The sequence below is a fragment of the Sphingomonas bacterium genome, from assembly GCF_028289855.1.
GTDB lineage: Bacteria > Pseudomonadota > Alphaproteobacteria > Sphingomonadales > Sphingomonadaceae > Sphingomonas.
The window spans coordinates 25,832-35,566 of sequence record NZ_JAQGKZ010000084.1 but is presented as its reverse complement, the minus strand read 5'-3'; the positions used below and the strand labels follow the sequence as shown (position 1 = coordinate 35,566).

Sequence of the window (9,735 nt, the reverse complement as noted above, 5' to 3'; positions counted from 1 at the left end):
CCTCCACCATCCGCACTGGCTCGCCCAACTTGCGCGCCAGCCACAATTTCACGGTCAACTCGCCGCCCTCCAAGGTTTCGGTCCGCGCCGGGGCGAGCCCCGCTGCGTCGAACCAGCCGAGCATCTGCTCGTCCGAAAAGCCCAGCCGGGCATGCGCGTCACGCGTGCGCAATTCCTCACGGCCGTGCGGCGCGAAATCGACGATCAGCAAGCGCCCGCCCGGCCCGAGCACGCGCGCCGCCTCGGCGATCGCCGCGTCGGGCGTCTGCGCGAAATGCAGCACGTGGTGCAGGATCGCGAGGTCCGCCGTCCCGGCGTCGAGCGGCAGCGCATAGAGATCGGCCTGGCGCAACTCGGCGTGATCGAAACCCTTTTCGCTCAACTTGGCGCGCGCCAGCCGCAGCATTTCGGAACTGCGGTCGATGCCGAGCGCATGGGTTGCCTGCCCGGCGAACAGCTCGAGCATCCGCCCCGTGCCGGTGCCGATATCGATTAGCCGCTCGACCCGCGCGTCGCCGAGCACCCCGGCCATCGCCGCCTCGACCTGGCTTTCGGCGACATGCAGCGATCGGATCGCGTCCCACTGCCCGGCATTGCCCTCGAACCAGCCCGCCGCGCTTGCCGCGCGATCGGCGCGCACTGCGGCCAAGCGCGCGGCATCGGCCTCCGCCCGAGCCTGCGCGCGGTCACCTTCCCACGCGTCGAGCGCGGCGCAGAGCGGCGTCGCGACGTCGGTCGAGCCCATCGCGACGAATACCCACGACCCTTCCTTGCGGCGCTCGACGATCCCGGCGTCGGAGAGGATTTTCACGTGACGCGACACACGCGGCTGGCTCTGCCCGAGCACTTGCGCCAGCTCGCCGACCGACAGCTCCATCGACCGCACCAGCGCGACGATACGCAGCCGCGTCGAATCGGCAAGCGCGCGGAAGATGTCGAGCGTGTTCGGCATGTCGCATATAGATATAAAGATATCTTTATATCACGTCAACGCGTTGCGCGGGCAGCGGCTGCGTTCTAGGCGATGTTCACCACGTTCGCGGAGTTTCCAACCATGACCAAATTCCTCCTTCCCCTCGCCATCCTCGCGCTCGCGGGCTGCAGCCAGAAGGCGCAGAACGAAGCCGCGACCGCCGGCAACACGATGTCCGCCGATGCCAACGCGACGATGGCGGAAGCCAATCGCGACGTCGACGCCGCCACCAACAAGGCGTTCGGCGCCGCCGAGAACAGCATGGACAAGGTCGGCAAGGTCGCCGACGACGCCAAGGACAAGGCCGGCCAGGCGCTCAAGGATACCGGCAACGAGATCCAGGACTGAGTTTCATCGTCACTCCAGCGAAAGCTGGAGTCGCTTGGCCGCATGAGATCCCAGCTTTCGCTGGGATGACGGAGGTAGAATGATCCGCATATCCATGATGCTGCCCCTTCTCTTTCTCGCCGGTTGCCATCAGCGCAGCGACGATGTCGGCGGCGTGTCCCCCGAAGAGGATCGCATGCTCAACGAAGCGGCGGCGTCGCAGGATATCAACCTGACGAGCGAGCCCATCGATAACACCCAGCCGGCCGACCAAGGGAACGCTCAATGACCGAAACGCGCCGCCTCGGCTCGAGCCAGCTGCACACGCCCAAACTCTGTCTTGGCGGCAACGTGTTCGGCTGGACCGCCGACAAGGCGGCCAGTTTCGCGATCCTCGACGCGTTCGCCGACGCCGGCGGGACGTTGATCGACACCGCCGATGTCTATTCGGCGTGGGTTCCGGGACACAAAGGCGGCGAGTCCGAAAGCGTGATCGGCGAGTGGCTCAAGGCGAGCGGCAAGACGATGGGCGTCGCGACCAAGGTCGGGATGCTGCCCGGCGAGGGCGGCGAGAAGCTGAACCCCGCGCGGATCGCCGCGGCGTGCGACGCCTCGCTCCAGCGGCTCGGGGTCGAGCAGATCGCGCTTTATTACGCGCATCAGGACGACGATTCGACGCCGCAGGAGGCGTATATGGAAGCCTTCGCCAGGCTGGTCGCTGCGGGCAAGGTCGCGACGCTCGGCGCGTCCAACTTCCACGCCGCGCGGCTCAAGTCGGCCAACGACATTGCGCGCGCCGCTGGCGGGCCGCATTTCGAGGCGCTCCAGCCCGAATACAATCTCGTCAGCCGCCACAAGTTCGAAGGCGAACTCCAGGATTATTGCGTCGAGCACAATATCGGCGTGCTGCCCTATTACGGTCTCGCCTCGGGCTTCCTGACCGGCAAGTATCGCTCGGCGGCGGATTTCGGGAAGAGCGTGCGCGGTGGCCGCATGCAGGCGTATCTCGACGGCAACGGGCCGGCGGTGCTCGCGGCGCTCGACGCGGTCGCGGCGGAAACCGGCGCGACGCTGGCGCAGATTTCGCTGGCGTGGCTCGCCGCGCAGCCGGGGGTGACGGCGCCGATCGCAAGCGCGACCAGTGTGACGCAGCTTCAGGAATTGCTGCCGGCGATGGATTTGGCGCTGAGCGCGGATCAGTTGGAGCGGCTGGACACGGCGGGGGCTTGAGGGCCGATCGACATTCTTTTGGAGGCGCGTCGTGAACTTTCGGCAATGGCAGTTGACGACCCAATTGCGGACATCGGCGGAACCTGTTTAGCCATCACCTTTGCTCAATGCGGGGGTTAGAGTCTGATGGATGTGATGGCAGAGCTGCGTCCAATTGGTGCGAAATACAGCGCTGGTGATTTTCGCACGGGTCTTGTCGAACTGACAGCCCTTTGGTCAAGAGTCCCCGATCCAAAGCCGGAAACGCTCAACGCCTATTTGATCGTTGAATATGGGGTAGCTCTTGCGCTCAAGGAAGGCGATCTCGAGGTAGCGCAGGAGTGGGCGGATCGAGCTCCGATGTTCGCTGCTAAGCGCCACGATATGGGGGAAGTCGAATTTCTCGTAGGTAAAGTGGCCTTCGAGCGTGGGGATCTGCGAAAGGCCAAGGAACAATTCATCATCGCCAATGTGAAGTCCGAAGGACGGGCATTTGAAGCCAAGGACGAGCGATACAGGTCGCTAATCGACGATGGCAGCTAACCACCAAAAGCGGTCGTAAGATTATGGCATTTTCCTACAGACCAACGACCGTGCTATGATTCGCGCCGCTCTTTGACAGGTTGAATATGCGATTTGGCGCGGGTCACTTCTGGCCCGCGATTGCGTATGGGCACGATGTCCATGGCCACCGCGAACATTGGGAACATTCGATGGCGCGGCGCCCCCGCGCGTAGGGCTGTGACTTTTGCGACGTTAGCATTGGCGACAGCCGTCTCGCGCGTAGGGGCGCGACTTTTGCGACGTTAGCGGGGTGCGAGGTTGCTTTGCGCGATACCGTCGGCACCTTCAGAAAAGTTGGCGGGCCGAAGGTTTTCCTCCGACCCGCCGCATCCTCTCCCGAGGGTGCCTCTTGGTGGCCCGCAGCGGCGAAGCTGCGTCGTCGGACGGGAGCCTTCGGCCCCGCCGGCCGGGCTTGGCGGTCTCGCGGCGATGCAATCGCCGCGTGCCGCCTACGCCGCGAACTGGTTCATCGTGTTGTGTGCGCCGCCGGCCTTCAGCGCCGCCTCGCCCGCGAAATAGTCCTTGTGGTCGTCGCCGATGTCCGACCCCGACATGTTCTGGTGCTTCACCGCCGCGATGCCTTGGCGGATTTCGGCGCGCTGGACGTTCTTGACGTAGCCCAGCATGCCCTGGTCGCCGAAATACTCCTTGGCCAGATTGTCGGTCGACAGCGCCGCGGTGTGATAGGTCGGCAGCGTGATGAGGTGGTGGAAGATGCCCGCCCGCTTCGCGCTTTCCGACTGGAAGGTGCGGATGCGTTCGTCGGCTTCGGCGGCCAGTTCGGTGCGGTCGTAATCGACCGACATCAGCTTGGCGCGGTCATACGCCGCCACGTTGCGCCCGGCTTCCGCCCATGCATCGAACACCTGCTGCCGGAAATTGAGCGTCCAGTTGAAGCTGGGCGAGTTGTTGTAGACCAATTTCGCGGTCGGATGGACCGCGCGGATGCGATCGACCATCGACGCGATCTGCTCGATGTGCGGCTTCTCGGTCTCGATCCACAACAGGTCGGCGCCGTTGTCGAGGCTGGCGATGCAATCCATCACGCACCGATCGGCGCCCGTGCCCGCGCGGAACTGGAACAGGTTCGACGGCAAGCGCTTGGGCCGCAGCAATTTGCCGTCGCGGTTGAGGATAACGTCGCCATTCTGCGCGGTCGCGGGATCGATCTCCTCGCAATCGAGGTAGGAATTATACTGGTCGCCAAGGTCGCCGGGTTCCTTCGACACCGCGATCTGCTTGGTCAGGCCGGCGCCGAGCGAATCGGTGCGCGTGACGATGATCCCGTCCTCGACGCCGAGTTCGAGGAAGGCGTAACGGCACGCGCGGACCTTCGCGAGGAAGTCCTCGTGCGGCACGGTGACCTTGCCGTCCTGGTGCCCGCACTGCTTTTCGTCGCTGACCTGGTTCTCGATCTGCAGGGCACACGCACCCGCCTCGATCATCTTCTTGGCTAGCAGGTACGTGGCCTCGGCGTTGCCGAACCCGGCATCGATATCGGCGATGATCGGCACGACGTGCGTCTGGTAATGCTCGATCGCGTTGAGCAGGCGCTGCTCGTTGACCTCGTCACCCGCATCGCGCGCGGCATCGAGCTCGCGGAACAGCCCGCCCAATTCGCGCGCGTCGGCCTGGCGCAGGAAGGTGTAGAGTTCCTCGATCAGTGCGGGCACGCTGGTCTTTTCGTGCATCGATTGGTCGGGGAGCGGCCCGAATTCGCTGCGCAGCGCCGCGATCATCCAGCCCGAGAGATACAAATAGCGCCGCTCGGTCGAACCGAAATGCTTCTTGATGCTGATCATCTTCTGCTGGCCGATGAAGCCATGCCAGCAGCCGAGCGACTGGGTGTAGGCGGCCGGGTCGGCGTCGTATGCCGCCATGTCGCGCCGCATGATCGCGGCGGTGTAACGCGCGATGTCGAGGCCGGTGCGGAAGCGATTCTGCGCGCGCATCCGCGCCACCGCCTCGGCGCTGATCCCGTCCCACGTGCCGTTATAACCGGCGATCAGCTGATCGGTCTGCGCAATGTTGTCGTGGTAGGTCACGGTGGCGTCCTCGGTTGATCTGGGCGAGGGATGTACGCGAATTTACATGCACTTCAGTGGACGTCGTGGCTAAGCGAGGGTCGCGGCGTCAGATTTAGGCACTTGTCCGCTGTGCGTTTGTAAATAGTTTTCAAGCGTCGATTTGCTATTTTTGCGCTTAGCGCCCATATCGTGCGGGCTACAGTCGCATATCGACGGTCTTCGGCGCTTTGCGGCTCCTTTCTCCTTCTTTCCCTGCAGCCGCGGCATCGGGCCGCCCGAATCTCGGGCGGGCCCTGTCAAAGAAGGACGACCAACATGACGACCGGCACCGTAAAATTCTTCAATGCCGACAAGGGCTATGGCTTCATTGCGCCCGATGGCGGCGGACAGGACGCGTTCGTCCACATCACCGCGCTCGAGCAGGCGGGCATCAACACGCTCAACCAGAACGATCGGGTGACCTACGATCTGGAAAACGACAAGCGCGGCAAGCAGGCCGCGGTCAACGTGAAGATGGCGGCCGAGTAATCGGTCGCCGGGCGGCTCGACTCGGTCGGGCCGCCCATTTGTGCTATTGGGGCCCGCCAGGAGAATCGAATGTCCGACACCCCGGAACTCTACCGTAACCGCGCCGCCATGGAGCGCGCCAACGCCGCCGCCAGCGGGCTCGACAACGTGCGTGAACGTTGCGAGCGTGCCGCGCGTGCGTGGGAAGAAATGGCCGAACGACTCGAACGTACGTCGAAGCTGCGCACGGAGCGTGAGAACGCCGCCGCGCATGCCGTGGAACAGCGGATGATGGCCGCCGCCGAGTAAATCGCGCCTTCAGGGCACCGCAATATCGAAGTGCAGCACGTCCTCGCGATCGCCAAGGCTCTCGTAGAGCGCGATCGCGGGATCGTCGCCCAGGTCGGCCTGAACGAAGATCACGTACGCCCCGATCGTGACCGCCACGCTCCGTAGTTCGCCGATCAGCGCCGACGCGATGCCGCGCCGCCGGTGGGCTTCGGCAACTGCCAGATCGTAGAGATAGACCTCGCGTCGCGCTTGCTCGAACTTGTGGAGCACATACCCGGCGATCCCTCCGACCACCGCGCCATCGACGATCGCAGCCAGCGCGATGAACGTTTCGCTGGCGAGCAGCCGCGCCAGATAGGCGTCGTCCGGCTGAGCCGACCGATAGGCTTTCACGTCCTCGAACGCATCGCCGAACATCGCCAGCATTGCGCGTATCGTGTCGGTGTCATTGGCCCCCAGCCGGTGAATCGCGACGTCGGCCATCAATCTCCCCCAAAGGTAAACGCGCTGACCCCGCGCTCGCGCTCGTTGATCAGCAGTGCGCGGCCAGCCGGCGGGGCGCTGCGTTGCGGGCAGGCGCTGCGGCTGCACGCGCGGCAGCCGAGACCGATCGGGGTCGCTTCGCCCTTCAAGTCGATGCCGCGCGCCGCCGCGAGGCTGTTGGCGAGATCCGCGGACACACCCAGCCCGATGGCGAACTTCGCGCGCACCGCGCCATATTGCCGGCCCTGCGGCGAGACGGTGCGCGACAAGGTCAGCCAGCGCGCGCCGTCCTCCAGCTCGACCAGTTGCACGGCCAAGTCATCGGGATTGTCGAAGGCATGATGGACTCGCCACAACGGACACCGTGCGTCGCTCTCGGTCAGCGCCGAACCGCTCGCCCCCGAAAACCGTTTCGACGCCTGTCCGGCGCGATCGATGCGGACCATGAAGAACGGCAAACCCCGCGCGCCCACCCGCTGCAACGTGGTCAGCCGGTGCGCGACTTGCTCGAACCCGGCACCGAACCGCCGCTGCAACAGCTCGACGTCATAACCGGTCGCTTCGCAGGCGCGCAGGAAACGCGCATAGGGCATCATCACGGCAGCCGCAAAATAGCTGGTCAAATAGCGGCGATAGAGCCGTTCGGCGGCGCGATCGGCGAACCCGGCGCCCTTGACCAGCGCATCGATCGCCTCGCGCGCTTCGATTTGGGCGAGCTGGTAGGTGGCGGCGAAGGTTCGGCTGGCGGGATCGAGCGTTTCGGACAATTGCAATTGCCGCGCGTGGAGATCGGTGCGGCGGAGCAGATCGGGCATGACATCGACCGGCAGGATACGGATCGCGAGCTGGTGCTTGACGCGCAATCGCTCGGCGATCGCGCCGTACAGATCGCCCGCGCCGAGCCGGAGTTCGTCGGCCAGCGTCTCGGCCGCCGAGTCGAGATCGGCGAAATGCCCGCGCCAGCGCTCGATCTCGCGCCGCACTTCGGCGATCGGATCGGCGGCCGCAAGCGCGCCATCGGGATCGGCAGCGACGCTCATGCGGTCGAACGCCCGCGCGAACGCCTCGGCGCCGCCCGGCGCGCCGGCGAGCCATTCCTCGACCTCGTTGCGGTCGATTTCCAGATCAGCGAACATCGGGTCGGCGAGCCGCCGCCGGATCGCCGCGGCACCACCGCCCGGCTCCCCCGCCGCCAACGCGCGGGGATCGAAATCGAACGTCTCGGCGAGCCTGACCAACAGCATCGCGGACAGCGGGCGCTGATTCTTTTCGACCAGATTGAGATAGGATGGGCTGATCGACAGCATCTCGGCCATCGCCGCCTGCGTCAGCCCCTCGCGCCGCCGTAGCCGCCGCACCGCATGCCCCGCCAATACCTTGCGTTCGGCCATCTATTCCTCGTCAATAATTTACAACGCTACTTAACGAATGGCGTGCTCTCGCACAACCAAACCCGTCATAGCATGCGTGAATCGCGCATGTTTGCGCGATTGCGGCTTATAGAATGGCCAGGCCGGTGACTTGCCGGCCGCGATTGTAAAGGATGCGACATGTCGAACGAGCCGCAGCGCAGCCGCGCCGTCTTCTCAACCGAGGACTTCTCGCTGATGAAGGAAGCGGTCGGCGCGTATGTCCGTCAGATCGCCGACGATCCCAAGTCGGTCAAATTCTCCAACCTCTATCACCGCCTCGGCCGCGTCGGCTGAGATTGGCGCCGCCCCCCGACCCCCCGGCGCGCGGCAGATTTCCTGGGGAGGAAAGGATGCCCGTCGGACTTCGTTCCGGCGGGCATTTTCACGTCCATGCTTTCGCCGGGCCGCGCGGCGAGTTCGGCCTTCGGACTTAGCGCGCGGGCACCAGTTCGATAACGTCCAGCACCGATTCGAAATGCGGATAGGGCAAAGTCAGCCGCCAGCGCCTGGGGCCGATCCGTTCGACCGTCCCCGCCATGTCGCGCCCCGCATCGCGGCCGTATTCCAGAGCGCTGCGCTCGTCGCCGAGTTCGAGCGTGCCGAGGAAGATCTGGCGATAGCGCCCGTCGTCGAACAATTGCCCGGTCGGGCGCTGCGAGCCGGCGAGCTTGCTTAGCCGCGGCAGCGCGCCGTCGATGGCGACACGGCACCGGAACGTGGGATAGGCGACGAAATCCGAATTGCCCGCGCCCTTGGCGCCGAGCTTGAAGACACGGCAATGGTAATCGCCGGCTGGCGGCTTGGCGTTGTCCAACGCTACGTCAGGATCGAACAGCACGCCCTGCGCTGCAATCGCCTTGGTGTTGCCCGCGCCGCGCGCCTTGGCGAGCGCATCGGTCCACGCTTGACGTATGTTGCGCAACCGGTCACGATCAGCGTCGCTTGCAACATTGTGCCAATTGGTGGGAACGCCGTCGCGAGCCATCGCGCCGGCCGGGCCGACCGCCAGGGTAGATGCGAGCAGCAGATAAAGGATAGCCCTCATGCCTCCGACAACCCGCCGGGCCGCGCATTAGTTGCGCACGGCTTGCGCGGTCAGGCCGCGGTCCAGCCGCCATCAACCGACATATTGGCGCCGGTGATCGATTTTGCCTCGTCGCGGCACAGGAACAACGCCAGCGCGGCGAGTTGTTCCGGCGTCACGAACTCCTTGGTCGCCTGCGCGGACAGCATCACGTCGTTGATCACCTGATCGCGAGTCAGGCCGCGCGTTTCCATCGTGCCGGGGATCTGGTTTTCGACCAGCGGCGTCCAGACATAGCCGGGCGAGATGCAATTGGCGGTGATGCCGTGCGTGGCGACTTCCAGCGCGACCGCCTTGGTCAGCCCGGCGAGACCGTGCTTGGCGGCGACGTACGCCGATTTGTTGGGGCTCGCGACCAGGCTGTGCGCCGACGCGGTCGAAATGATCCGCCCCCACTTCTTCGTCCGCATGAAGGGGATCGCCGCGCGCATCGTGTGGAACGCGCTCGACAAGTTGATCGCAATGATCGCATCCCATTTATCGATCGGGAGGTCGTCGATCGGCGCGACGTGCTGGATGCCGGCATTGTTGATCAGGATGTCAGGGCCACCGAGTTCATCGTGGCAGCGCGCGACCAACGCAGCGATCTGGTCGGGCTTGGTCATGTCGGCGGAGTCGTAGACAGCCTTGGCGCCGCTGATCGCGGCAAGCTCGGCCCGCTCGGCCTCGATCGCCTCCGCATCGCCAAAGCCATTGATCATCACGGCAGCACCCTCGCCCGCCAGCGCTTTGGCATAGGCTAACCCGATCCCTGAGGTGGACCCGGTAACGATCGCACTCTTGCCCTTCAGAAACATCGTCCCACTCCTCATCGACCCATCCAGCGCAAGACCCGATCGAACGGGCGATTGCAACCAC

Annotated in this window: 13 protein-coding genes; 7 read left to right on the top strand and 6 right to left on the bottom strand. The window is 64.9% G+C overall.

Going from position 1 to position 9,735, the window contains the following annotated elements; genetic code table 11:
• The coding region (locus tag JWM94_RS09965) for a metalloregulator ArsR/SmtB family transcription factor (protein WP_299425887.1) at positions 1–952 on the bottom strand (952 nt) is incomplete at its 3' end.
• A 102-nt stretch (positions 953–1,054) separates the two neighbouring features.
• Between JWM94_RS09965 and JWM94_RS09960 the strand changes: the two genes are divergently transcribed.
• The 4 genes from JWM94_RS09960 (at position 1,055) to JWM94_RS09945 (ending at position 3,052) form a co-directional block, all read left to right on the top strand.
• Positions 1,055–1,321 (top strand): hypothetical protein, encoded by a 267-nt coding sequence (locus tag JWM94_RS09960; protein ID WP_299425884.1) that lies wholly within the window; start codon positions 1,055–1,057, stop codon positions 1,319–1,321.
• 79 nt (positions 1,322–1,400) lie between these two features.
• Positions 1,401–1,589, top strand: coding sequence for a hypothetical protein (locus tag JWM94_RS09955; protein WP_299425881.1), 189 nt, complete (start codon positions 1,401–1,403; stop codon positions 1,587–1,589).
• Positions 1,586–2,530 carry an aldo/keto reductase gene (locus JWM94_RS09950; protein WP_299425878.1) on the top strand — a complete coding sequence of 315 codons (945 nt, stop codon included), beginning with the start codon at positions 1,586–1,588 and terminating at the stop codon, positions 2,528–2,530. The genes JWM94_RS09955 and JWM94_RS09950 overlap by 4 nt, the downstream gene beginning before the upstream one ends.
• A gap of 126 nt (positions 2,531–2,656) precedes the next feature.
• The gene (locus JWM94_RS09945) at positions 2,657–3,052 is read left to right on the top strand and encodes a hypothetical protein (protein WP_299425875.1); all 396 of its coding nucleotides are present in this window, start codon (positions 2,657–2,659) and stop codon (positions 3,050–3,052) included.
• Positions 3,053–3,522: 470 nt separating this feature from the next.
• Here the strand turns inward: JWM94_RS09945 and JWM94_RS09940 are convergent, their stop codons facing one another.
• A complete protein-coding gene (locus JWM94_RS09940) occupies positions 3,523–5,118 on the bottom strand; it encodes an isocitrate lyase (RefSeq protein WP_299425872.1) in 1,596 nt (531 codons plus the stop codon).
• 297 nt (positions 5,119–5,415) lie between these two features.
• Between JWM94_RS09940 and JWM94_RS09935 the strand changes: the two genes are divergently transcribed.
• Together JWM94_RS09935 and JWM94_RS09930 are read left to right on the top strand one after the other, a co-directional pair.
• Positions 5,416–5,628, top strand: a complete 213-nt coding sequence (locus tag JWM94_RS09935; RefSeq protein WP_299425869.1) for a cold-shock protein — start codon at positions 5,416–5,418, stop codon at positions 5,626–5,628.
• A 69-nt stretch (positions 5,629–5,697) separates the two neighbouring features.
• The gene (locus tag JWM94_RS09930) at positions 5,698–5,916 is read left to right on the top strand and encodes a hypothetical protein (protein WP_299425866.1); all 219 of its coding nucleotides are present in this window, start codon (positions 5,698–5,700) and stop codon (positions 5,914–5,916) included.
• Positions 5,917–5,925: 9 nt separating this feature from the next.
• On the opposite strand, the gene JWM94_RS09925 is transcribed toward JWM94_RS09930, so the two are convergent.
• Together JWM94_RS09925 and JWM94_RS09920 are read right to left on the bottom strand one after the other, a co-directional pair.
• Complete coding sequence (locus tag JWM94_RS09925) at positions 5,926–6,381, bottom strand: AAC(3)-I family aminoglycoside N-acetyltransferase (protein WP_299425863.1); 456 nt, start codon at positions 6,379–6,381, stop codon at positions 5,926–5,928.
• The gene (locus JWM94_RS09920; RefSeq protein ID WP_299425860.1) at positions 6,381–7,772 is read right to left on the bottom strand and encodes a short-chain fatty acyl-CoA regulator family protein; all 1,392 of its coding nucleotides are present in this window, start codon (positions 7,770–7,772) and stop codon (positions 6,381–6,383) included. Before JWM94_RS09920 ends, JWM94_RS09925 begins: the two co-directional genes overlap by 1 nt.
• Positions 7,773–7,931: 159 nt before the next feature.
• On the opposite strand from JWM94_RS09920, the gene JWM94_RS09915 reads away from it, so the two are divergent.
• Positions 7,932–8,087 (top strand): hypothetical protein, encoded by a 156-nt coding sequence (locus JWM94_RS09915; protein WP_299425856.1) that lies wholly within the window; start codon positions 7,932–7,934, stop codon positions 8,085–8,087.
• A 136-nt stretch (positions 8,088–8,223) separates the two neighbouring features.
• Here the strand turns inward: JWM94_RS09915 and JWM94_RS09910 are convergent, their stop codons facing one another.
• Positions 8,224–8,838, bottom strand: coding sequence for a DUF4893 domain-containing protein (locus JWM94_RS09910; RefSeq protein ID WP_299425853.1), 615 nt, complete (start codon positions 8,836–8,838; stop codon positions 8,224–8,226).
• A gap of 50 nt (positions 8,839–8,888) precedes the next feature.
• Entirely contained in the window at positions 8,889–9,674 is a 786-nt protein-coding gene (locus JWM94_RS09905; RefSeq protein ID WP_299425896.1) for a 3-hydroxybutyrate dehydrogenase, read from the bottom strand.
• Between the last annotated feature and the right edge of the window lie 61 nt (positions 9,675–9,735).

Excerpts from the sequence above, each read along its gene's own strand:
- JWM94_RS09960 (WP_299425884.1), top strand. The coding sequence starts at position 1,055 with ATGACCAAATTCCTCCTTCCCCTCGCCATCCTCGCGCTCGCGGGCTGC.
- JWM94_RS09955 (WP_299425881.1), top strand. The coding sequence starts at position 1,401 with ATGATCCGCATATCCATGATGCTGCCCCTTCTCTTTCTCGCCGGTTGC.
- JWM94_RS09950 (WP_299425878.1), top strand. The coding sequence starts at position 1,586 with ATGACCGAAACGCGCCGCCTCGGCTCGAGCCAGCTGCACACGCCCAAA.
- JWM94_RS09945 (WP_299425875.1), top strand. The coding sequence starts at position 2,657 with ATGGATGTGATGGCAGAGCTGCGTCCAATTGGTGCGAAATACAGCGCT.
- JWM94_RS09935 (WP_299425869.1), top strand. The coding sequence starts at position 5,416 with ATGACGACCGGCACCGTAAAATTCTTCAATGCCGACAAGGGCTATGGC.
- JWM94_RS09930 (WP_299425866.1), top strand. The coding sequence starts at position 5,698 with ATGTCCGACACCCCGGAACTCTACCGTAACCGCGCCGCCATGGAGCGC.
- JWM94_RS09925 (WP_299425863.1), bottom strand. The coding sequence starts at position 6,381 with ATGGCCGACGTCGCGATTCACCGGCTGGGGGCCAATGACACCGACACG.
- JWM94_RS09920 (WP_299425860.1), bottom strand. The coding sequence starts at position 7,772 with ATGGCCGAACGCAAGGTATTGGCGGGGCATGCGGTGCGGCGGCTACGG.
- JWM94_RS09915 (WP_299425856.1), top strand. The coding sequence starts at position 7,932 with ATGTCGAACGAGCCGCAGCGCAGCCGCGCCGTCTTCTCAACCGAGGAC.
- JWM94_RS09910 (WP_299425853.1), bottom strand. The coding sequence starts at position 8,838 with ATGAGGGCTATCCTTTATCTGCTGCTCGCATCTACCCTGGCGGTCGGC.
- JWM94_RS09905 (WP_299425896.1), bottom strand. The coding sequence starts at position 9,674 with ATGTTTCTGAAGGGCAAGAGTGCGATCGTTACCGGGTCCACCTCAGGG.